Raw genomic sequence first — 22,580 nt, 5'->3', positions numbered from 1 at the left:
ATGCTAGTGAACGGTGAAATAGAGGGCTACCTGGCCGTTGTAGCCGACAGCAATTTGTTTGGCGCTCTGGCATTGCTGTGTCTTGTGCTGATTCTGACCGGGCTTCGTCGTGGATTCCGAGAGTCGCTGCTGCATCGCGCACTGACGTTTGTGGTGTTGACGACTGTTGTTGTGATGGAACTCGTCGGTTCCTATTACGCGAATTTGAGTCCGGCATGAACAAAAGTGTCCGCCTGCTCCTGTGCCTGTTTTTCCATACCGTGGGGTGTGTCGGATACGTGTTCCTGAACAACTGGCTGGTCGCCGCCTACCTGCTAATCACCGGTTACACGGTTTCAGGCCTGACGGTTGCGCTCTACAGGACGTTCTGTTCATGAATACAGAAATGAAAATGTATTTGACCGGCTTGGCCGACAGCGACTTGTTCGGAAGCTTCGCGTGTATGGCGCTGATTTTGGCCCTGACAGGCCTGCGCGCTGCGAGCCGGAACTCGAAGCTTCACCGCACGCTGACATTCGTCACTTTCATGGGCTTTGCGGTGATGCACGGCATCGGCACCTACTTCTTGAATCAACCGCCAGCATGAATATGAAGACCGCGTCGAAGCACATACCAAGCTCACCAGAATTCAACACCAGGCAGGTAACCCGTGTCCTTTAACCACTACTACCAAAGCGAACTCACCGCACTTCGCCAGTTAGGTCGTCGATTCGCCGAGCGTAGCCCGGCGTTGGCGCCTTTCCTCGGGCAAGCCGGGCGAGATCCGGACGTGGAGCGGTTACTGGAAGGTTTCGCGTTCCTGACCGGGCGCCTGCGCCAGAAGCTCGATGATGAACTGCCAGAACTCAGCCATTCCCTGATGCACCTGCTGTGGCCCAACTACATGCGGCCGCTGCCGGCGTTCAGCATTTTGCAGTTCGATCCGTTGAAGCGTTCGGGGCCTGCGTTGATGGTCGAGCGCGACACGCCGGTCGAGAGCGTGCCGGTTGATGACGTGCGTTGCCGCTTCCGCACTTGCTACCCGACCGAAGTGTTGCCGCTGGATCTGGCCGCGCTGAATTATTCGGTGAAGGGCGACGGTTCGCTGTTGAGCCTGCGTCTGGAGATGAGCGCTGACGGTCACCTCGGCGAGCTGGAGCTGAGCCGCCTGCGTCTGCACTTCGCGGGCGAGCGTTACATCAGTCAGATGCTGTACCTCAGCCTGCTGCGTAATTTGGAAGGCATCGAGCTGATCCCGCTGGACGGCGCCGGCAAGCCCATCAATGGCGTCAACGGCATGCCGATGGCGTTCAAGATGCCCGGCGACCGTGTGCAGCCGGTGGGTTTTGCTGAAGAAGAAGCGTTGATCCCGTATCCGCTGAACACCTTCCGTGGCTATCGCTACTTGCAGGAATATTTCGCCTTCCAGGACAAGTTCCTGTTCGTCGACGTCAACGGTCTGGACATGCTCAAGGCCTTGCCGGAAGACACGCTCAAGCAAATGCGCGGCCTAGAATTGCGCTTCGACATCCGCAAGAGCGGCATCATGCGGATGCGTCCGACGCTGGACAACGTGAAGCTCTACTGCACACCGATCGTGAACCTGTTCAAGCATGACGCACTGCCCATCCGCCTCGACGGCAAGCAAGACGAATACCTGCTGCTGCCGGCCGAATTCGATCTGCAAAACTGCGGCGTGTTCTCGGTGGAAACCGTCACGGGATGGAAGCCCGGCGGCCTCGGTTATCAGGAATACGTGCCGTTCGAATCGTTCGAGCACGACCCGAGTTTCGACGTGCCCAACAGCCGTCCGCATTACAGCATCCGCCAGCGTTCGTCCCTGCTGCACGACGGCCTCGACACCTACCTGAGCTTCGGCATTCGCCACACCGAAGCCCACGAAACCCTGTCGATCGAGCTGATGTGCACCAACCAGAACCTGCCCAAAAAGCTCAAGCTCGGCGACATCAGCCAGGCCTGTGAAGAGACGCCGGAGTTCCTGAGTTTCCGCAACATCACTCCGGCTACCTCGAGTTACGCGCCACCGCTGAACCGTGACTTCCTCTGGAAGCTGATCAGCAACATGTCGCTTAACTATCTGTCCCTGGCCGACGTCAATGCGTTGAAGGTGATTCTCGAAACCTACGACCTGCCGCGCTACTACGACCAACACGCTGAAAAAGTCAGCAAGCGCCTGCTGGGCGGGCTCAAGTCAATCAAGCACCAACACGTCGACCGGTTGCACCGAGGGTTGCCGGTTCGCGGGTTGCGCACTGAGCTGACCATCGACCCGGAAGGGTATATCGGCGAGGGCGACCTGTTCGTTTTCGCCTCGGTTCTTAACGAGTTTTTCGCGCTTTACGCCAGTCTCAATTCGTACCACGAGCTGCGGGTAAAAAGCACACAGGGAGAGGTGTACCAATGGACACCACGTATGGGCCTTCAGCCGCTTCTTTAAGCGGACTGACCCGAGGAATACGCGAGTACTCGCTGTTTCAGGCCGTGCTGCTGGTGGTTGACCGGCTGCGCGAGGCCCACCCGCACCTGAGCCAGGACGACCTGTACGACCAGCTTGAATTCCAGGCCAACCCGAGCCTGGGTTTCCCTGGCAGTGACGTCGATCGCGTGGAGTTTTTCCACGAGCACGGGCAGATGCGCGCGCGCCTGCGTTTCAACCTGATCGGCCTGGTCGGTTCCGGTTCGCCGCTGCCGGCGTTCTACGGTGAACAGGCCCTGGGCGACAGCGAAGACGGCAACCCGACCCGCAACTTCCTCGACCTGTTCCACCATCGCCTGCAACGGCTGATGCTGCCGATCTGGCGCAAGTACCGTTACCGCGCCAGTTTCGAAAGCGGCGCCCTCGACCCGTTCTCGGCGCAGCTGTTTGCCTTGATTGGCCTCGGTGGCGAAGAGATCCGCAAGGCCCAGGAACTGAACTGGAAACGCCTGCTGCCGTACCTCGGCCTGCTCAGCTTGCGGGCGCACTCGGCGGCGCTGATCGAAGCGGTGCTGCGTTACTACTTCAAGCACGCCGAACTGACCATCGAGCAGTGCATCGAGCGCCGTGTGGAAATTCTCGAAGAACAGCGCAATCGTTTGGGCCGCGCCAACAGCCTGCTTGGCGAAGACCTGGTGCTGGGCGAACACGTGCGCGACCGCAGCGGCAAATTCCGCATCCACATCCGCGAACTCGACTGGCAACGCTTCCACGAATTCCTGCCGATCGGTTTCGGCTACCAGCCGCTGTGCGCGCTGGTGCGGTTCACCCTGCGTGACCCGCTCGATTACGACATTCGCCTGGTGTTGCGCCAGGAAGAAATCCGCGAACTGCGCATCGGTGAGCAAAACGCCTGTCGCCTGGGATGGACCAGTTGGCTGGGCCGCGAGAAAGCGGACGGCGTGGTGACCCTGGGCAGCAAAATTCATTAAGGACAGATGACCAATGATCAACGTAGACCTGCAACAACTTATCCAGGCGCTGGACGCCGAAACCCGTCGTGATCTGGAAAGTTCTGCCGAGCGCTGCGTCGCCCGTGGCGGCAGCAAAATCCTCGTCGAAGACTTGTTGCTCGGCCTGCTGGAGCGCCCGCAAGGCCTGCTCGCACGCGCGCTGCAAGACGCCGAAGTGGATGCCGGTGAGCTGAGCGCCGCGTTGCAATCGCGAGTCGAGCACAGCGCTTCGCGCAACCCGGTGTTCGCCCCGGAACTGGTGCAATGGCTGCAAGACGCGTTGCTCGTGGCCAACCTTGAACTGGGCCAGAGCCAGGTTGAGCAGGCGGCGTTGATCCTCGCGCTGCTGCGCAACCCGATGCGCTACGCCGGCAGCCGCTACCAGTCATTGCTGTCCAAGCTGAATATCGAGCGCCTGAAAGAATTCGCCCTGTCGCAGAAAGAACAACCGGCCACCGGCAAACCGGCAGTACCGGGTGAGTCGCTACTGGAGCGCTTTACGCATAACCTCACTCAACAGGCGCGCGACGGCAAACTCGACCCGGTGCTGTGCCGCGATGGCGCGATCCGGCAGATGGTCGACATCCTCGCCCGTCGCCGCAAGAACAACCCGATTGTGGTCGGTGAGGCCGGCGTCGGTAAAACCGCCATCGTCGAAGGTTTGGCCTCGCGCATCGCCGCCGGTGAAGTGCCGCAGGTCTTGAAAGGCGTGGAGCTGTTGTCCCTGGACATGGGCCTGTTGCAGGCGGGCGCCAGCGTCAAAGGTGAATTCGAACGCCGCCTCAAAGGTGTGATCGACGAAGTCAAAGCCTCGCCGAAACCGATCATCCTGTTCATCGACGAAGCGCATACGCTGATCGGCGCGGGCGGCAATGCCGGCGGTTCCGATGCGGCCAACTTGCTGAAACCAGCCTTGGCCCGTGGCGAGCTTCGCACCATCGCCGCCACCACGTGGGCGGAGTACAAAAAATACTTCGAAAAAGACCCGGCCCTGGCCCGCCGCTTCCAGCCGGTGCAACTGCACGAACCGACCGTTAGCGAAGCGGTGACCATCCTCCGTGGCCTGGCTCAGGTCTATGAGAAAAGTCACGGCATTTACCTGCGCGATGACGCGGTGGTGGCGGCGGCCGAACTGTCTGCGCGTTACCTCGCAGGCCGTCAGCTGCCGGACAAAGCCGTCGACGTGCTCGACACTGCCTGCGCCCGCGTTCGCATCAGCCTCGCCGCCGCCCCGGAAAGCCTCGAACGCCTGCGCGGCGAACTGGCTGAAGGTGGACGTCAGCGTCAGGCCCTGCGCCGTGATGCCGAGGCCGGTTTGCTGATCGATCACGAAGCGCTGGATGCTTTGGAAGATCGCCTGGCCGCCGCCGAAGAGGAAATGGTCGCACTGGAAACCCTGTGGACCGAACAGAAAGTGTTGGCCGAACGCCTGCTGGACCTGCGCCAGCAATTGGCCAAGGCTCGCGAAGCGGCTGCCGTCGAGCCGACCGTCACGGTTGAGGAAGACGCCGAAGGCACCGTGATCGAAACGCTGCCGGTGGACGAAGCGCAAAGTGTTGAAACCCTGGAAGCCGCGCTCAACGAAACGCACAAAGCGCTGACCGAGCTTCAGGTCAAAGAACGTCTGGTGAGCTTCGAAGTGTGCCCGCGTCTGGTGGCCGAAGTGATCAGCGCCTGGACCGGCGTGCCATTGGCGCAGTTGGCCCGCGAACACAACGCCAAGGTCGCCAGCTTCGCCACCGACCTGCGCACCCGCATCCGTGGTCAGGAACAAGCCGTTCACGCCTTGGACCGTTCAATGCGTGCCACCGCTGCCGGCCTGAACAAACCGGATGCACCGGTCGGCGTGTTCCTGCTGGTCGGCCCGAGCGGCGTCGGCAAAACCGAAACCGCGCTGGCCCTAGCTGACTTGCTGTACGGCGGGGATCGTTTCATCACCACCATCAACATGTCCGAGTTCCAGGAGAAGCACACCGTCTCGCGCCTGATCGGTGCGCCGCCGGGCTACGTGGGTTACGGCGAGGGCGGCATGCTCACCGAAGCCGTGCGCCAGAAGCCGTACTCGGTCGTCCTGCTGGATGAAGTCGAAAAGGCTGATCCGGACGTGCTGAACCTGTTCTATCAAATCTTCGACAAAGGCGTGGCCAACGACGGCGAAGGGCGCGAGATCGACTTCCGCAACACGCTGATCCTGATGACCTCGAACCTGGGCAGCGACCGCATCAGCGAACTCTGTGAAAACGGCGCACGGCCATCAGCCGAAGTCCTCGAAGAAACCATTCGCCCGGTGCTCAGCAAACACTTCAAACCGGCGCTGCTGGCGCGGATGCGCGTCGTGCCTTACTACCCGGTCGGTGGCCCGGTGCTGCGCGAGCTGATCGAAATCAAACTCGGTCGTCTGGGCGAGCGCCTGAACCGTCGTCAGCTGGATTTCACCTACTCGCAAGACCTCGTCGATCACCTGGCCGAACGCTGCACCCAAAGCGACAGCGGCGCGCGTTTGATCGACCACTTGCTGGACCTGCACGTGCTGCCGCTGGTGGCCGACCGCTTGCTCGACGCGATGGCCACCGGTGAAAACCTCAAGCGTGTCCACGCGACGCTCGACGGCGGCGCCAGTGTGACGTGCGAGTTCGCCTGAGGTGGGTGTGATGTTCACTCAAGTGCCGCAACCACTGGTCTATGCCGAAGCCTTGCTGGCGCAGTTCGCCAGCCTGTCGCGCGCGGCGGACGGTGCTGCGCTGCTGGGTGACTTCGTGCGCGGGTTGGCCGAGCTCAGTGGTTGCGAATTGACGCAGCTGTACCTGCTGGACGCCACTCACACCTGTCTGGGGATGAACGCCGAGTGCCTCAATGGCATTCTGCAACCGCGGGAAGCGGCGAGCCTGCCGGCGGATTACAACGGTGAACAACTGCTGCAATTCGCCCTGTGCCAGAACCGCGTGGTGAGCCTCAGCGAGTTGAGCGGCAGCCTGCACGAAACCAGTTTCCTGCCGCCGCAGGCCACGCCTTGGCAGTCGCTGTTGTGCGTGCCGCTGGTCAATCAGCAGAAAGCCGTCGAAGGCTTGTTGCTGTGCGCCAGTCGCCGGCACATCGACCTGCAAGGCTTCGCCGATTCACTCGGGCAACTGGGTTCGTTCGTGCTCGGCCAGTTGCATTTGCTCCAGCGTTTGCGTCAGCCGAGCGGTGACGTACGACCGATGAAGGTCAGTGTCCCAAGCGCCAGCGGTTACGGCCTGATCGGCAAGAGCAAGGCCATGCGCCAGACCTATTCGCTGATCAGCAAAGTCCTGCACAGCCCGTACACCGTGTTGCTGCGTGGCGAAACCGGCACCGGCAAGGAAGTGGTCGCACGCGCCATTCACGACTGCGGCCCGCGCCGTTCCCAGGCGTTCATCGTGCAGAACTGCGCGGCGTTCCCCGAGAACCTGCTGGAAAGCGAGCTGTTCGGCTACCGCAAAGGTGCGTTCACCGGTGCTGATCGCGACCGTGCCGGGCTGTTCGACGCGGCCAATGGCGGCACCTTGTTGCTCGATGAAATCGGCGACATGCCGTTGTCCCTGCAAGCCAAGCTGTTGCGCGTGTTGCAGGAAGGCGAGATCCGTCCGCTGGGGTCCAACGACACCCACAAGATCGACGTGCGCATCATCGCCGCGACGCACCGGGATTTGTCCGTGCTGGTCAGCGAAGGAAAATTCCGTGAGGACTTGTACTACCGCCTCGCGCAATTCCCGATCGAGTTGCCGGCCCTGCGTCAGCGCGAAGGCGACATCCTCGACCTGGCCCGGCACTTCGCCGACAAAGCCTGCTCGTTTTTGCAACGGGACGCGGTGCGTTGGTCCGATGCAGCGCTGGATCACCTGTCCGGTTATGCCTTCCCCGGCAACGTGCGCGAACTCAAAGGCCTGGTCGAACGCGCCGTTCTGCTGTGCGAGGGCGGCGAGTTGCTGGCCGAACATTTCTCCCTGCGCATGGAAGCCATGCCGGAAGACAACAGCCTGAACCTGCGCGAACGCCTGGAGCAGGTCGAACGCAGCCTGCTGCTCGATTGCCTGCGCAAAAACGACGGCAACCAGACCCTCGCCGCCCGCGAACTCGGCCTGCCACGCCGCACGCTGCTGTACCGCCTCGGGCGCCTGAACATCAATTTGGGTGATTTCGATGGTTAACCCAAAACAAATTCCTGAGGTGAACGCGGTCCCTGTGGCGAGGGGGCTTGCCCCCGTTCGGCTGCGCAGCAGTCGCAGTCCGGTAGCCGCGGTTTGCCTGAATAAATTCGGTAGCCAGTTTTGGGGCCGCTTCGCGACCCAACGGGGGCAAGCCCCCTCGCCACAGGGAATCGGCTCTAACCACCGGGTTAGAGCCTCCCAGCCTCTTTCATTTGCTTTCGATAGCGCCGCCCAAACGGGTCGGCGCTTTGTGCTTTGTCTATCCATGGAGACCCTCTGATGCCTGTTCGTCACTGGCAAGCCGTCCTGCTGACCCTCGTCGTTCTATGCGGCCTCGGCGGCTGTAGCGGCAATTACAAATTCAACGACAACACCTATCGCCCATTGGGTGATCCGCAGGCGGTCAATCGCGGCAAGTGACCGCAAGGAGTATCACCATGGAACTGGTTTTCGAAATGCTGAACACCAAGCAGTTCGTGCCCACGGATTTGTGCCAGAAGACCTTCAAGCAGGCCGGTGGCGTGATTGGCCGGGGCGAGGATTGCGACTGGATCATTCCTGATCGCAAGCGTCATCTGTCCAACCACCACGCGGTGATCAGCTACCGCGAAGGCACGTTTTTCCTGACCGATACCAGCAGCAACGGTATTCAGGACAGCGAAAGCGGCGCACGCCTGCGCAAGGGCGAAGCGATGCGCATCGAGCACGGCAGCGTGTACGTGCTGGGTGATTTCGAGATCCGTGCGCGGCTGGTGCGCGACCCGGCGACCTTCGACGTGGAAGTCGGCCGTCCGCAAGCGGCGGGCAGCATCATCCCGGATGACGCATTCCTCGACCTCGACCCGCTGAACGCTCTCGATCAGCAAGAGCGCGTGTACTCGGAAATCGACGAGATGATCTCGCCGAGCACGACCATCGAAGACACCCGTCAGCGCGCCGACTACGCCCGCATCGACATGGAAAGCCTGATGGTTCCGGAGCTGATCAATGCCCCGGCAGAGCCCGAGCCAGCTCCGGCGCCGAAAGCCGTCGAGCGTCAAAGCGAAGGTTTCTGGGATCACTTCGGTGCGGCGCTAGGCGTGGACCTCAAAGGCCTCGACCACGACGCCCGCGAAGCCCTGGCACTGAACGCGGCACGCCTGCTCAAGCAGAGCGTTGGCGGATTGCAGCAGAGCCTGCGCACCCGCAGTGAACTGAAAAACGAGCTGCGCCTGGCCCAGACCCTTGTTCAAGGCACCCACAAAAACCCGCTGAAATTCGCCGTCGATGCCGGTGAAGCGTTGGGCATTTTGTTGCAGCCGAACAAGCCGGGCCAGTTGCCGGCCGAGCAAGCGATCTCTCGCTCGTTCCGTGATTTGCAGGCGCATCAGGTGGCCTTGCTGACCGCCAGCCGCGCCGCCGTTCGCGGCACACTGGATCACTTCTCGCCAGAGCAGTTGACCCTGCGTTTCGAGCGCGACAACAAGCCGATCATGGCCACGTCCGGCAGCCGCTGGAGAGCGTACGGTCGTTATCACCAGGCCCTGCGCCAGGACGATGACTGGAGCGAGCGCTTGCTGGCCCGCGACTTTGCCCAGGCCTACGAAGAACAGATCCGCCTGATTTCCACCCTTCACACCGACCACCAAGGATGATGCGCATGTCTCGCTGCTCGACCGCTTTTTTCAAGACGCTGACGGCGTTCGCGGCCCTGGTGCTGCTGGCCGGCTGCTCGTCGCTGTCGCCGTATTCCCACGTCACCAAACTCAACCTGAAGCTCACCGCCAGCGATCAGCTGAACCCGGACCTCAACGGTCGTCCGTCGCCGATCGTCGTGCGTCTGTTCGAGCTCAAGCACCCGGTGACCTTCGAGAACGCTGACTTCTTCAGCCTGTACGAGCGCGCCAAGGAATCCCTGGCCCCGGACCTGGTGGCCAGCGAAGAACTCGAGCTGCGCCCGGGCGAAACCGTGGAAATGAAACTCAGCGTGGAGGAGGGCAGCCGCTACGTCGGCATCCTCGCCGCCTACCGTGACCTGCCGGAAACCAAATGGCGCTACACGGTGCAAGTCACCCCGGTGGAAGTCACCGACGCAGACCTGACCCTCGATCAGGCCGGCATTCGCAACAGCAACGAAACGCTCGCCAAGGCGGATGACTGAACATGAATTCCCATAAAGTCATTTGGCAGGAAGGCATGCTGCTGCGTCCGCAGCACTTCCAGCATAACGACCGCTATTACGACCACCAGATGAAGACCCGCACCCAGTTGCTGGGCAGCTACACCTGGGGCTTCCTGAACCTGGACATCGACTTGCAGTTCCTCAACATGGGCAAACTGGTGATCAGCCAAGCCTCGGGGATTCTGCCGGACGGCAGCCTGTTCGAACTCGGCGGCAACACCGAGCCGCTGGCCCTCGACGTGCCGCCGAACACCGGCAACACGCCGATCTACCTGGCGCTGCCGCTGGTCACCGGCAACCACATCGAGGCCCGCCGCCCAGAGCAATCCGACGTGCTGGCGCGCTACACCGCGTACGAAGCGGAAGTCGCCGACTCCAACGCCGGCGACGATTCCGCCAGCCAGGTCAGCTGCGGCCGCCCGGACTTCAAACTGTTGCTCGGCGAGCAGCAGAGTGACCAGGCCTACGTAAAGCTGAAGATCTGCGACGTGCTCGACACCACGCCCGATGGCGTGATCAGCCTCGATCCGGACTTTGTGCCGACCTACATTCAAGCGCATGCCTCCAGCTACCTGCTGTCGTGCCTGAAAGAAGTGATCAGCATGCTCGGCCACCGTGGCGACACCATCGCCGAGCGCATCCGTTCCAACGGCAAGGTCGGTGGCGCGGAAGTCGGCGACTTCATGATGCTGCAACTGATCAACCGCACCGAACTGCTGCTGCGCCACTACCTCGGCCTGGAGCAGGTTCACCCGGAAGAGTTGTACCGCACGCTGTTGACCATGCTCGGCGATCTGGCGACGTTCTCCAGCGACAGCAAACGCCCGCGTCTGGACAGCCGTTACCAGCACAGCGACCAGGGCGCGAGCTTCCGCAAACTGATGGAAGCGATTCGTCAGGTGCTGTCGATGGTGCTCGAACAGCACGCCATCGAACTGGTCCTGCAAGCGCGTCAGTACGGGATCATCGTATCGCCGTTGCACGACCACAAACTGCTGGGCTCGGCTTCGTTCGTGCTCGCGGCCAGTGCCAACTGCGATTCCGAAGAACTGCGCCACCGCTTGCCGGCGCACCTCAAGGTCGGTCCGGTGGAGCGCATCCGCCAACTGGTCAACCTGCATCTGCCGGGCATCAAGGTCAAACCGTTGCCGGTGGCCCCGCGGCAGATCGCGTTCCACTCCAACAAAACCTATTTCATTCTCGAACTCAGTTCCGAAGACCTGGCACAACTCGAGCGCTCCGGCGGCTTCGCGTTCCACGTGTCCGGCGAATTCGCCGAGCTTGAACTGAAATTCTGGGCCATCAGGAACTGACCGACATGATCAAGGACATGGAACATAACCAGGACGATAAAACCGTCCTGCTCGACCGCCAGGGCCACGGCCCGGCGCAGAGTCCGCTCACCGATTTCGCCGCACCGCCGCGTTTTGAGCAGCTCGAAGAACGGATGATTTACGCCGCGCGTTTGCGCCCGGCGGAATCCTTCAATATCAGCCTCAATTCGCTGGTGGCCGCCGCGTCCGATCTGCTGTCGGAAGTGGTGCGGCTCAAGCACAGCGATACCCGCGAAGACATGTACGCGCTCAACGAGCGACTGACCGCCGGGCTGAAACTGTTTGAAGTGCGAGCGCTGCACAACGGCGCCGAAAGCAGCCAGGTGATGGCCGCGCGTTACGTGCTCTGCACCGTGGTCGACGAAGCCGTCGTGACCACGCCGTGGGGCAACGAAAGCGAGTGGTCGCAGATGAGCCTGCTCAGCAGCTTCCACAACGAAACCTTCGGTGGCGAGAAGTTCTTCCAGCTGCTGGATCGCCTGTCGAAAAACCCGGTCAAGCACCTGCCGATGCTGGAGCTGATGTACCTGTGCCTGTCCCTCGGTTTCGAAGGCAAGTACCGCGTGCAAGCCCGCGGCATGCTCGAACTCGAAGGCATCCGCGACGCCTTGTATCGCCAGATTCGTCAGTTGCGCGGTGACGTGCCTCGCGAATTGTCGCCGCATTGGGAAGGCTTGAACGATCAGCGCCGCAGCCTGGTGCGCATCGTGCCGGCGTGGATGGTGGTGCTGTTCACCGTGGTCTGCCTGGTGGTGATGTATTCGGGTTTCGCCTGGGTCTTGGGCGAGCAACGCGAAACCGTTCTGCAACCTTTTCAGCAGCTAGATCCGGCCGCGGTCCAGCCGCAGTCGCAGCCGTAAACAGGGACGTGTGATGAAAAAGTTTTTCAAGAAAGTCGGCGCATTCTTGCGCAAGACCTGGGTCTGGACCTTGCTGGTGGTGCTGTTTGTCGCACTGCTGGTGTGGTTTGTCGGGCCGCTGCTGGCCGTTGATGACTACAAGTTCTGGGAAGGTTCGACCTCCCGCCTGCTGACCATCAGTGTGCTGTTCCTGATCTGGGGCCTGACCATGGTCTTCGTCAGCTGGCGCGCGGGCGTGCGTAAAAAAGCCGTCGAAGACACCGAAGACGGCCAGGACCGCATCCGCCGTGACGAGCTGATCGACGAAGAGCAGAAAGAGCTTCGCGTGCGCTTCAAGGATGCGTTGAAAACCCTGAAGACCTCGAGCCTGTATCGCGGTCGTAGCGAACGCTGGCGCAGTGACTTGCCGTGGTACTTGCTGATCGGCCCGCAGGGCAGCGGCAAAACCAGCCTGCTGGACTTCTCGGGCCTTGAGTTTCCGATCAACAAGATCGATCGCAAGCTGACCCGCGACACGCTCGGCACCCGTCATTGCGACTGGTATTTCGCCGACCACGGTGTGCTGATCGACACCGCCGGGCGTTACCTGACCCAGCCGGATGCCGAAGTCGATGGCAGCGCCTGGAGCACCTTGCTCGACCTGCTGCGCAAGCGTCGTCGCAACCGCCCGTTGAACGGCGTGCTTGTGACCATCCCGGTTGAATTGCTGCTGGGCAACACCGAGCAAGACCTCGACACCCTGGCTCGCCAGGTGCGTGCGCGTCTGCAAGACGTGCATCAGAAACTGCACGTCGATGTGCCGGTGTATCTGGTGCTGAGCAAGGCCGACAAACTGCTCGGTTTCGACGAGTTCTTCGATCAACTGACCCGCGAAGAAAGCGATCAGGTGCTCGGCACCAGTTTCCGCAAAGACCAGAGCGGCACCGACGTTGCCGTCCTGCGCGCCGAGTTCGAAGAGCTGCTGCGTCGCCTGAACAGCCAAGTGATCATGCGCATGCACCAGGAGCGCGACACCCAGCGCCGTGGCCGCATCCTCGACTTCCCGCATCAACTGGGGCAGATCGGCGAGCGCCTGTGCCTGTTCGTCGACATGGCGTTCACCGGCAACCGTTACCAGCGTGTCAGCCAGTTGCGCGGTTTCTACCTGACCAGCGCACCACACCTGACCCAGGAAATGGATCAGACCACCGCCGGTATCGGCGCCAGTCTGGGCATGAGCGCCGGCATGCTGCCGACCTTGCGCAGTGGCCGTTCGCGGTTCATTCACCATTTGCTCAGCCGGGTGATTTTCCCCGAAGCCGACCTGGCCGGCCTGGACAAGCGCGAACGCAGCCGCATCCATTGGGGCCAACGTGCGCTGTACGTGGGCGCACTGGCGGCACTGGCGCTGTTCGGCATGCTGTGGGCCGGCGGTTTCTCCGCCAACTACGAGCGGCTGGAAAACCTGCGCAACCTGGCCACCAACTGGACCCAGCAACGCTCGGCGCTGACCGCCCGTGATGATTCCATGGCGGTGCTCAAGACCCTCGACACCAGCTACGCGGCGACCCAGGTTTTCCCGAAAAAAGGTGACGTGTCGTACCACGAACGTGGCGGCCTGTACCAAGGTGAAGAGGTCAATCCGGTGGTCAAGGCGGCGTACGAGCGGGAGCTCGAAGCGCAACTGCTGCCGAAGGTCGCGACGCTGCTGGAAGGGCAGATCCGCGCCAACATGAAGGACCGCGAACGCCTGCTTAATAGCCTGCGCGCGTACCTGATGTTGAACATGAAGGATCGTCGCGATGCGGCGTGGCTCAAGGATTGGGTCGCCACTGACTGGTCCCAGCGTTACGCCGGCAACACCGCGGTGCAGAACGGTTTGAACACGCACTTCGAGCGTTTGCTCAAGCAGCCGTTTATCTACCCGCTGAACGATCAACTGGTGGCGCAAGCGCGTCAGGTGCTGCGCAGCGAGTCGCTGGCCAACGTGGTTTACCGGATGCTGCGCGAGCAGGCCCGCAACCTTCCGGAATATCGTCTGAGCCAACACATGGGCCCGCAGGCTTCACTGTTTGTCGGCACCGATTACGTGATCCCGGGCTTCTACACCCAACAGGGTTATCAGCAGTACTTCTCGGTCCAGGGCAGTGCGCTGGTCACCGACATCCTGCGTGACAACTGGGTGCTGGGCGAAGGCGCGGGCATCAGCGGCATGGACTTGCGTCGCTTGATGGTCGAACTGGAGCAACTGTACTTCCGCGACTACGCCAACTTCTGGAGTGAAGCGGTCGGCCAGGTTGCCCTGCCACCGATCAACGATGCGGGCGAGGGCGCCGAGCAACTGGCGGGCCTGACTTCTGCCAATTCCCCGGTGCTGCAACTGCTGGTGGAAGTGCGCGAGAACACCCGGTTCCCGGCAGAAGCCGAACCGGTTGATCAAGCCGCTGATGCCGCCGCAGCGCTGGGCGAGCAGAAAGGCAAGTTGGGCAAGCTGGGTAAACTGGCGTCTGCCGCAGCGGACCAGGCCTCGGACATGGCCGCGATGAAAAACCTGCCGGACACCGCGAAGAAATCCCTGCAACGTCGCTTCGAACCGCTGCACCGTTTGCTGGATGACAACAACGGCCCGGCCGCTGATCTGACCCCGGCACTCGCGGCGCTCAACGACCTGCAACTGCAATTGGCGAGCCTGGCGCGTGCCAGTTCCCCGGATCAGGCCGCGTTCGAAATGGCCAAGACCCGCATGAGCGGCCAGCGTGATGCGCTGAGCGCCCTGCGCAATGCCTCCAATCGTCTGCCGCGTCCAGTCAGCGTGTGGTTTAACGTGTTGGCCGAAGACACCTGGCGTCTGGTGCTGAACGATTCCTACCAGTACCTGAACCAGCGTTATCAGAGCGAGCTGTACAGCTTCTATGGCAAGGCGATCAACAAGCGTTACCCGTTCAGCGCCCACAGCACCAGCGACGTCGCGATCAGCGACTTCCGCGAGTTCTTCAAGGCGCAGGGCATCAACGATCGCTTCTTCGAGACCTACATGCGTCCGTTCGTCAGTGGCGACCCAGGCAACTACCGCCTGCGCAGCATTGACGGTCACAGCATGCCGATCTCCAAGGTCTACCTTGACCAGATGGCCGCGGCCCAAGTGATTCGCCAGAGCTTCTTCTCGATCAACCCGGCCGAGCCGCAAGTGCAGTTCAAACTGGAGCCGTACACCCTCGACCCGGCCGTCAGCCGTTCCGAGTTCAAGTTTGGCGACAAGACCATCGAATACCGTCACGGCCCAATCGTGCCGGTGTCGTTCAAATGGCCGACCGATGCTGAAGACGGTCGCACCAGCCTGGTCCTCGACAAAATGGCCGGCCGCCCGATCGGCATCGAGAAAAACACCGGCCCTTGGTCGCTGTTCCGCTTGTTCGACCTGATGCAGACCGAGTACCTGAGCGGTCGCGACGTGATGGTGCTCAAGGCTGACGTAGGCGGCCTGCGCGCCAATTACCTGCTCAGCAGCCAGCGCACGCCAAACCCGTTCGACATGGGCGTGCTGCGCACCTTCCGTATGCCGGTGCAGCTCTGATGCTGGTTGCCAGTCCCTGGCGCAGCGCTGCGCGTACCGACGCCGGCAAGGTTCGGGCGCGCAACGAAGATGCTTTTCTCGACTGTCCACAGCAAGGGCTGTGGGTGGTCGCGGACGGCATGGGCGGTCATCAGGGTGGCGACATCGCCAGCCAGTTGATCGTCGCCAGCCTGGCGGAATTGCCAGTGCAGGACGGCTTCGACGAACGACTCAAAGGCATTCGCCAGTGCCTGCACTGGTTGAATCGCCGCTTGGGTCAGGAGTTGACCGTCACCGCCGGGCGCCATGACAGCATCATGGGCAGCACCGTGGTGGCGCTGCTGGTGGAAGGCAATCGCGCGGCCTGTATCTGGGCCGGCGACAGCCGTTGCTACCTGTGGCGTGGCCAGCGTTTGTATCAGCTGTCCAAGGACCATTCGCTGCAACAGCAACTGATCGACGAGCAAAACATGAGCGTTGAAGACGCCCGTGCGCATCCATCGGCCCATGCCCTGACCCGTGCGGTCGGGGCCGCCGATGTGCTGACGCTGGACGTGCTCGAACTCGAGGTTTACCCCGGCGATACGTTTCTGTTGTGCAGCGACGGTTTGTACCAAGGGCTCAGCAGCGATGCCTTGGGCAATGCCCTGAGCCTGACCGCGCCGCACGTTGCGCTGGAGCGTCTGTTCGATGGCGCCCTGCGTGGCTCGGCCCGGGACAACCTGACTGCCGTGGTGATCCGACAATGACCCAACTCATGCCGCCGCTCGACGACCTGCTGGTGACCGACGAAGAGGCCAGTAACCTGACTTATTTCGCCTTTGCCAAATCGCATATAGCAGAACCCGCGTTGGCGCCAACCAAGGCCAGCGTCGGCGAAATGCCCGACGTGCTCGCAGGCCGTTACCGCATCGAGCGCCTGCTCGGTGCCGGCGGCATGGGCGCGGTTTACCGCGCACGGGACTTGCTGAGCGAACAGTTCGGCGATCCCGACCCTTACATCGCGCTGAAAATCCTCAGCGAAGAATTTGCCGAATCGCCGGACGCCAGCGCCTTGCTCTACAGCGAGTTCGCCTTGACCCGACGATTGCGCCACGACAACGTGCTGCGTTTGCACACCTTTGAAGTGGACACCGATTGCCAGCGCGCCTTCATCACCATGGAACTCATGCGTGGGCTGACCCTGGACAAATTGCTCTGCGAGCGGCCCCTGGGCCTGCCGTGGAAAGAACTGCGCGACATCGCGCTGCCGCTGCTCGATGCGCTGGCTTACGCCCACGCTCGCGGCGTGCTGCACGGTGACATGAAGCCGAGCAACGTGATGCTCAGCGAAGAAGGCGTGCGCCTGTTCGACTTCGGCCTCGGTCAAGCCGAAGAGGGCATCCTTCCCGGCCTGCCACACCTGAGCCGCGACCGCTTCAACGCCTGGACCCCAGGCTACGCCGCCCCGGAACTGCTCGAAGGCCAACCGCTGTCGGCCAGTGCCGATGTGTACGGCGTGGCCTGCGTGCTCTACGAACTGGCGGGCGGCAAACACCCGTTCCGCCGCTTGTCGTCGATCGAAGCCCGCGACGCGCACCTAGACCGCGAGCTCCACGCACCACGAAACCTACCGAAACACTGCTGGCCAGCCCTGCGAACGGCGCTGGCTTTCGATGCGGCCAAGCGCACCATCACCGCCGCCCAACTGCGTGACGCCCTGGGCGCCACTTCGTCTTTGCTGCAACGCCTGCGACTGCGGGCGTAACGGATGACTACCGAACAGGGAGCAAGCAATGTTCAACTCCGCTAACGAAACCCACTTCAGCCTCACCGTCGAAGACTACGTCGGCGACCTGCAAGTGCTGTCGTTCACCGGCACCGAAGGCATCAGCCAGCCGTATCGCTTCGACCTCGAACTGGTCAGCGAAAACCCCGATCTGGACCTGGAAAAACTCCTGCACAAACAGGCGTTCCTAGCGTTCGATCCGCAAGGTTCCGGCATCCACGGCCAGATCTATCGCGTCGCCCAAGGCGATGCCGGCAAGCGTCTGACCCGCTACAAAGTTTCCTTGGTGCCGCAACTGCAATACCTGCATCACCGCACCAACCAGCGCATCTACCAGCAGATGTCCGCGCCGAAAATCATCGCGCTGATCCTCGACGAGCACGGCATCAAGGGCAACGCCTACCGCTTCCAGCTCAGCCAGGCCTGCCCGGACCGCGACTACTGCGTGCAGTACGACGAAACCGACCTGCACTTCGTCCAGCGCCTGTGCGAAGAGGAAGGCATTCACTACCACTTCCAGCACAGCGAGAAAGGTCACCTGCTGGTGTTCGGCGACGACCAGACCGTGTTCCCGAAACTCGGCCAGCCAACCGCGTACGTGCAAGGCAGCGGCATGGTCGCCGACGAACCGGTGATCAAGGGCTTCAAACTGCGCCTCGAAACTCGCACTGGCCGCGTCACCCGCCGCGACTACGACTTCGAAAAACCGCGCCTGCAACTCGAAGCCGCCTACAAACCCGACGGCGAAAGCACCGAACCAGACCTCGAAGATTACGACTACCCCGGCCGCTTCCTCGACCGCGCGCGCGGCAAATTCCTCAGCCAACGCGCCCTCGAACGCCACCGCGCCGACTACCAGCAAGCCGAAGGCCACGGTGACCAGACCAAGCTGATCAGCGGCCACTTCCTGGAAATGTCCGACCACCCGCGCACCGAGTGGAACGACCTCTGGCTGCTCACCGAAATCGTCCACGAAGGCAAACAACCGCAAGTCCTCGAAGAATCGGTAACCAGCGACACCACCGACAACAAAGACGACTTCCACCAGGGCTACCGCAACCGATTCCTCGCCACCCCATGGGCCGTGTTCTACCGCCCCGCACTGCAACACCCCAAACCCCGTGTCCTCGGCAGCCAGACCGCCATGGTCACCGGGCCCAAAGGCGAAGAAATCCACTGCGACCAATACGGCCGCATCAAAGTGCAATTCCACTGGGACCGCGAAGGGTTGGCGGATGACAAAACCAGCTGCTGGATGCGCGTGTCTTCGAGTTGGGCTGGGGATCGGTATGGCGCCATCGTCATTCCGCGGATTGGGATGGAAGTGCTGGTTACGTTCCTTGAAGGGGATCCCGATCAGCCGTTGGTGACCGGGTGCCTGTATCACAAGGAAAACCAGGTTCCCTACGACTTGCCGGCGAACAAGACCCGCACCGTGTTCAAGACCCTCAGTTCACCGGGAGGCGGTGGGTTTAATGAGCTGCGCATCGAAGACAAGAAGGGTGCGGAGCAGATCTTTATTCATGCCCAGCGGGATTGGGATGAAAACATTGAGCATGATCAGAAGATACGGGTGGGGAATGAGCGGCATGACACGGTGGTTAAGAACACCTACACCGAGCTCAAGGCTGAAGAGCATCGCACCACGATTGCCGACCGCAAGGTTGAAACGCGGCTGGATGATCACCTGACGATTGGGCAGAACCAGCATGTGAAGCTGGGGACTGCGCAGCTGACGAGTGTCGGGAAAGAGATACATCTGAAGGCTGGGGCGAAGATTGTTATTGAGGCTGGCAGCGAACTGACCATTTTGGGGGGTGGCAGCTTTATCAAGCTGGATGCCGGCGGGGTGACGGTTGTTGGGCCGGTGGTGAAGATTAATGCGGGTGGGTCGGCGGGCTCGGGGACTGGGATAGGTATCAAGCCGCCAGTGTTGCCGGGGGCTGCGGATAAGGATAAGGCGGGGAGTTTGATGGATCAGGCGTTGGGGAATGCGGTGCCAGAGAAGGTTAAACCAACTGTCGATTACCCGTTCTCGTTATGAATGGACGTATAAGCATCAATATGAACAAGGATTTTTCAAAATGATCATTAGCCCTCCCTTTATTCCTGCTCCTGTTGCGGGAGAAACCGACGAGGCCTTTCTAGCGCGCGCCATGGTTGGTGGTGTTCCTGGCGATGGTGGTTATCCGCTTAGCTTTGATCTTAATTGGCATGGCGGCATGCATCTGACTGCTCCTCAAGAGGGTGGAAAGCCTTTACCGGTGAGTGCTATATCTGATGGGGCTGTGGTGTACTTTCGTCAACCAACTTTGGAGAGTACGGCCGCTCCTACCCACGCACTTCGTTATCGTGAAAAATGGACTGATGATGGATGCATTGTAATCCGTCACGAAACGGATATTGGAGAAGGAGATAAAGCAAAGATCATTTTTTATTCGATCTATATGCATCTTTCAAAGATTACTTTGCCGGGCATCCAAAAAGGAAAAGTGGTTTATCGAAAGGAGCCAGTCGGCGAGGCTGGAAATATATATGGAGAGAAAGACAGAATCCATTTTGAAATAGTTGTTGATGATAGCAAGATAGAAAATCTTGTCGGTAGGAAAGGAAAGGATCTTAAATTCCAAACAAGTGAAGGGCGAAAAGATAGTGTTTGGGGAGATGCTTATTTTTTCATTCCTCCCGAAGTATGCATTTATGAAAACCCACCTCAAAATCTTTTGTCTCCACAGAACAATTCACCAGTTGTTTATCGCTGTCCCGCAATGCCTACGGGGCCTGCTCCAATTGAGGAGGCTGGAGCACCCGTTTCATCAACTACTCCGATTACGGTTCAAGGCTACGATTGGGCCGTAGCATCAGAATTGCAGCACGGAATTTTTGTTAGAATGAGTTATTCCAAAGGGAGTTGTAAGCTCACAACTTTCACCCATTCGGGATTCGAGTTGGGAGCGCAGGATGAGAAGGCAAACTACGAGTACGATATATATAAAACTGCGAATGAATACTTTCCTAAGTGCCCTAGTGCAGGGTTTGAACTATTAAGGTTCGGCAGAGTGTTGGGTGAGGAACACCTTGTGCCTGCAGATGCTGCCCATTGGCGTCAAATTAAGTTTCCGGGAAAAGCCGGCGAGGGTAGCAAGTCGGGTTGGGTCGATCTGAATTCTTTGACCGTTACCAAATTTAGCGACGCTGATTTCCCCCATTGGCAAGGATGGCAGTTGATTGATGACGACACAGATTCAGATAGTCACTGCCAGTCTCCATTCATTAGAGCATTTTTGAATTTGGACGCAAGTAAAATAGTCTCTGATAATACGGATGCTGTTGGGGTTGCGACGTCTCCGATCTATAACTCGCTCTCCCCGGATGAAAAGCAAAAGCTCTCGGATCGTTATGTTGTTGAGCGTAGTATAAGCAAAGATAAGTTGGAGTCGAAGGATACTCAAGAGCGTATAAAGCGATTTATATGCAAGTTTCCGAGCGAATGGTGCAAAAGTGACTTCGACACTCGTTATGGTTGGCTGCTAAAAGTCTCCGAAAATGGACCGATGCCGCAAGACGCATATGACAAGATAAAAAGTCACCAACAAGCTTTGAGTTTCTGGGAAGATGCAGCTCTTGAAGGAATAGAAAATAAGCACTGGCACATGCCGCCGAGAGAATTTATTTCTGCATTTCGGAAATGTAGCTGGTTGAGTCGAAATGAACTTGTTCAACTGTTACCAATGAACTCATTGCGAAAAGCGGCCACTTGGCAGTGGGAGTCAGTAAATTTAAATAGTGCTGCAACTTTGCTTTCGAGTTCAACGGCAGATGCTCTAACGCGACGAAATGACCTAAATAAAGCTTTGCGTAAGTTTTTGGTTGTTACTCCTGTTCGGTTGGCTTGTTTTTTTGGCAATGCAACGCAAGAAACTCAGTGGTACCAGAAGTTTCAAGAGGGAAGTCCCTATTGGTATAAGCCATGGGATGGTAGAGGCTTTTTGCAGTTGACTCATGCAAGTAATTATATTAAGTATTGGGAGTTTAAAGGGGATATTGTTAGTCCGCAAGTAAAGCAAGTATTGGCAACTCATACTACGATGGCAAACAATAATCGTCCCATGATTGCTGGGCATAAATCAATGTATGATCCAACGAACTCGCTAAGTGATGCATCAACTGGAATACCCCAGGCCGTCATCGCAAAGCGAGACGCTGTGAAGAATTCATATGATGCTGCAAACAGTGCTGGTGCTTATTGGGCATGGTCAGGCGCTTCCAAGCAAGCCGATGGCTATTATACAAGTTCAAGTAGTACATTAAAGACATTAACAACGAACGCACAAACAAAACATTACTACGAAAATTCTGCGTTTGGGAATGTTGCTGCAACAGTAAACCTTGGTTCGCCTTCTTCTAGTTTCAGTTCTATATGGGGCGTTCAGGCTCGGTTCCTTGCTTTTGCAAATGCACAAGTAGTTTTGTTAGATGGTTTGAGTTTTCCTACATCGACTGGCGTCTCATCCAATACCCCACAAGACTTTGTTCGTCGGAGAGTTGAATAGTGAAAAAAATATCTGGATGGTACCTGCTTGTCGTCGTATGTTTGATCCCGTCATCGGCCTTTTCTTCTGATCATGAAGATACTGTCGTGAATGTAGGAGATGAAACAGGATACTCTGCTTTTGCTTCTGGGAAAACAGTAGCGGCAATACATCAAGGGAGTTGTAACTATTCTATGACTTTGCTTGAGAATCAATATATAAAATTCAATACTCCTGATGTTGTATTTCTTGAGTCGTATACAAAACCTAAAGATAACAGTTGGCCATACCTTGAGCAGGCGGAAATGTCTGCTGGATATGATTGGAGTTTCAAGAAAAAAGGCGATCTTAAATCAAAGTGGTTTGGGCTGATGTGTGACGGCGTAGAAAATTTTGATCTACAAGGCTCTGCGGGAAGTATTAATTCAGAAAATATCAGTCCAGAGCTTCAGGATCTCAAACAAGCCAATAGTTTTAAATGTCCAGCGACCCTTACAAAAAATGGTTGGATTCCAACCAAAAATGCTGGGCGGCCAGAAGAGTACACTTTTCAACAACTGACCGGCGCTGGTTGGTCAGGGTTTATATTCAGCTTTAAGAATAAAAAGAATGAGAGTATCGCTCGTATAAGCTTCTGCCTGGTTCAGGGTAATAACGTTTTGATCGGCACAGCTGAAAATGGCCAAAAACCGTTAATTCTGAATAATAAAATACTTGATGAAATAAAGACGACATTAAATTCCGTAAAATTTCACGGTGAGCAGAAATAGCGCAAGGTGGTGATGGCGGTAAAAG

At 59.0% G+C, this 22,580-nt stretch carries 18 protein-coding genes; all 18 read left to right on the top strand.

All coding sequences use genetic code 11. The features are described 5' to 3' along the window. The 18 genes from ACYZT6_RS26685 (at position 1) to ACYZT6_RS26600 (ending at position 22,555) form a co-directional block, all read left to right on the top strand. Entirely contained in the window at positions 1-219 is a 219-nt protein-coding gene (locus tag ACYZT6_RS26685; RefSeq protein WP_462029274.1) for a hypothetical protein, read from the top strand. Beyond that, positions 216-377, top strand: coding sequence for a hypothetical protein (locus tag ACYZT6_RS26680; RefSeq protein WP_462029273.1), 162 nt, complete (start codon positions 216-218; stop codon positions 375-377). Before ACYZT6_RS26685 ends, ACYZT6_RS26680 begins: the two co-directional genes overlap by 4 nt. Further along, on the top strand, positions 374-586 hold the full coding sequence (locus tag ACYZT6_RS26675; protein ID WP_462029272.1) for a hypothetical protein: 213 nt from the start codon (positions 374-376) through the stop codon (positions 584-586). The genes ACYZT6_RS26680 and ACYZT6_RS26675 overlap by 4 nt, the downstream gene beginning before the upstream one ends. Positions 587-649: 63 nt before the next feature. Next, positions 650-2,437, top strand: a complete 1,788-nt coding sequence (tssF, locus tag ACYZT6_RS26670; RefSeq protein WP_462029271.1) for a type VI secretion system baseplate subunit TssF — start codon at positions 650-652, stop codon at positions 2,435-2,437. Further along, on the top strand, positions 2,401-3,408 hold the full coding sequence (gene tssG / locus ACYZT6_RS26665; RefSeq protein WP_438658815.1) for a type VI secretion system baseplate subunit TssG: 1,008 nt from the start codon (positions 2,401-2,403) through the stop codon (positions 3,406-3,408). Before tssF ends, tssG begins: the two co-directional genes overlap by 37 nt. Positions 3,409-3,421: 13 nt before the next feature. Beyond that, a complete protein-coding gene (gene tssH, locus ACYZT6_RS26660) occupies positions 3,422-6,070 on the top strand; it encodes a type VI secretion system ATPase TssH (protein WP_462029270.1) in 2,649 nt (882 codons plus the stop codon). A gap of 10 nt (positions 6,071-6,080) precedes the next feature. Continuing rightward, complete coding sequence (locus ACYZT6_RS26655; RefSeq protein ID WP_461977903.1) at positions 6,081-7,598, top strand: sigma-54 interaction domain-containing protein; 1,518 nt, start codon at positions 6,081-6,083, stop codon at positions 7,596-7,598. 279 nt (positions 7,599-7,877) lie between these two features. Then, entirely contained in the window at positions 7,878-8,018 is a 141-nt protein-coding gene (locus ACYZT6_RS26650) for a type VI secretion protein (protein WP_092276060.1), read from the top strand. Positions 8,019-8,035: 17 nt separating this feature from the next. Then, positions 8,036-9,232 (top strand): type VI secretion system-associated FHA domain protein TagH, encoded by a 1,197-nt coding sequence (tagH, locus tag ACYZT6_RS26645; RefSeq protein ID WP_462029269.1) that lies wholly within the window; start codon positions 8,036-8,038, stop codon positions 9,230-9,232. 5 nt (positions 9,233-9,237) lie between these two features. Then, positions 9,238-9,738: a type VI secretion system lipoprotein TssJ gene (gene tssJ / locus ACYZT6_RS26640; protein ID WP_462029268.1), complete on the top strand. Its 501-nt coding sequence runs from the start codon at positions 9,238-9,240 to the stop codon at positions 9,736-9,738. 2 nt (positions 9,739-9,740) lie between these two features. Further along, positions 9,741-11,072, top strand: a complete 1,332-nt coding sequence (gene tssK, locus ACYZT6_RS26635; RefSeq protein ID WP_462029267.1) for a type VI secretion system baseplate subunit TssK — start codon at positions 9,741-9,743, stop codon at positions 11,070-11,072. A 5-nt stretch (positions 11,073-11,077) separates the two neighbouring features. Next, a complete protein-coding gene (icmH, locus tag ACYZT6_RS26630) occupies positions 11,078-11,953 on the top strand; it encodes a type IVB secretion system protein IcmH/DotU (protein WP_461977899.1) in 876 nt (291 codons plus the stop codon). Between the two features lie 13 nt (positions 11,954-11,966). After that, positions 11,967-15,506, top strand: a complete 3,540-nt coding sequence (gene tssM / locus ACYZT6_RS26625) for a type VI secretion system membrane subunit TssM (RefSeq protein ID WP_462029266.1) — start codon at positions 11,967-11,969, stop codon at positions 15,504-15,506. After that, positions 15,506-16,234, top strand: coding sequence for a PP2C family protein-serine/threonine phosphatase (locus tag ACYZT6_RS26620; RefSeq protein WP_462029265.1), 729 nt, complete (start codon positions 15,506-15,508; stop codon positions 16,232-16,234). The genes tssM and ACYZT6_RS26620 overlap by 1 nt, the downstream gene beginning before the upstream one ends. Beyond that, positions 16,231-17,232 carry a serine/threonine-protein kinase gene (locus ACYZT6_RS26615; protein WP_462029264.1) on the top strand — a complete coding sequence of 334 codons (1,002 nt, stop codon included), beginning with the start codon at positions 16,231-16,233 and terminating at the stop codon, positions 17,230-17,232. Before ACYZT6_RS26620 ends, ACYZT6_RS26615 begins: the two co-directional genes overlap by 4 nt. A gap of 28 nt (positions 17,233-17,260) precedes the next feature. Beyond that, entirely contained in the window at positions 17,261-19,297 is a 2,037-nt protein-coding gene (locus ACYZT6_RS26610) for a type VI secretion system Vgr family protein (protein WP_462029263.1), read from the top strand. Positions 19,298-19,337: 40 nt separating this feature from the next. Next, complete coding sequence (locus ACYZT6_RS26605; protein ID WP_462029262.1) at positions 19,338-21,806, top strand: M23 family metallopeptidase; 2,469 nt, start codon at positions 19,338-19,340, stop codon at positions 21,804-21,806. Continuing rightward, positions 21,806-22,555, top strand: a complete 750-nt coding sequence (locus ACYZT6_RS26600; RefSeq protein ID WP_462029261.1) for a hypothetical protein — start codon at positions 21,806-21,808, stop codon at positions 22,553-22,555. Before ACYZT6_RS26605 ends, ACYZT6_RS26600 begins: the two co-directional genes overlap by 1 nt. The last annotated feature ends 25 nt before the right edge of the window (positions 22,556-22,580 follow it).

It is taken from the genome of Pseudomonas sp. RT6P73 (assembly GCF_054897715.1).
This window is presented reverse-complemented; position numbering and strand designations above follow the sequence as displayed.

Bases quoted from the DNA above. Each gene is read 5' to 3' on its own strand.
- ACYZT6_RS26685 (WP_462029274.1), top strand. From the start codon at position 1: ATGCTAGTGAACGGTGAAATAGAGGGCTACCTGGCCGTTGTAGCCGAC.
- ACYZT6_RS26680 (WP_462029273.1), top strand. From the start codon at position 216: ATGAACAAAAGTGTCCGCCTGCTCCTGTGCCTGTTTTTCCATACCGTG.
- ACYZT6_RS26675 (WP_462029272.1), top strand. From the start codon at position 374: ATGAATACAGAAATGAAAATGTATTTGACCGGCTTGGCCGACAGCGAC.
- tssG (WP_438658815.1), top strand. From the start codon at position 2,401: ATGGACACCACGTATGGGCCTTCAGCCGCTTCTTTAAGCGGACTGACC.
- tssH (WP_462029270.1), top strand. From the start codon at position 3,422: ATGATCAACGTAGACCTGCAACAACTTATCCAGGCGCTGGACGCCGAA.
- ACYZT6_RS26655 (WP_461977903.1), top strand. From the start codon at position 6,081: ATGTTCACTCAAGTGCCGCAACCACTGGTCTATGCCGAAGCCTTGCTG.
- ACYZT6_RS26650 (WP_092276060.1), top strand. From the start codon at position 7,878: ATGCCTGTTCGTCACTGGCAAGCCGTCCTGCTGACCCTCGTCGTTCTA.
- tagH (WP_462029269.1), top strand. From the start codon at position 8,036: ATGGAACTGGTTTTCGAAATGCTGAACACCAAGCAGTTCGTGCCCACG.
- tssJ (WP_462029268.1), top strand. From the start codon at position 9,238: ATGTCTCGCTGCTCGACCGCTTTTTTCAAGACGCTGACGGCGTTCGCG.
- tssK (WP_462029267.1), top strand. From the start codon at position 9,741: ATGAATTCCCATAAAGTCATTTGGCAGGAAGGCATGCTGCTGCGTCCG.
- icmH (WP_461977899.1), top strand. From the start codon at position 11,078: ATGATCAAGGACATGGAACATAACCAGGACGATAAAACCGTCCTGCTC.
- tssM (WP_462029266.1), top strand. From the start codon at position 11,967: ATGAAAAAGTTTTTCAAGAAAGTCGGCGCATTCTTGCGCAAGACCTGG.
- ACYZT6_RS26620 (WP_462029265.1), top strand. From the start codon at position 15,506: ATGCTGGTTGCCAGTCCCTGGCGCAGCGCTGCGCGTACCGACGCCGGC.
- ACYZT6_RS26615 (WP_462029264.1), top strand. From the start codon at position 16,231: ATGACCCAACTCATGCCGCCGCTCGACGACCTGCTGGTGACCGACGAA.
- ACYZT6_RS26610 (WP_462029263.1), top strand. From the start codon at position 17,261: ATGTTCAACTCCGCTAACGAAACCCACTTCAGCCTCACCGTCGAAGAC.
- ACYZT6_RS26605 (WP_462029262.1), top strand. From the start codon at position 19,338: ATGATCATTAGCCCTCCCTTTATTCCTGCTCCTGTTGCGGGAGAAACC.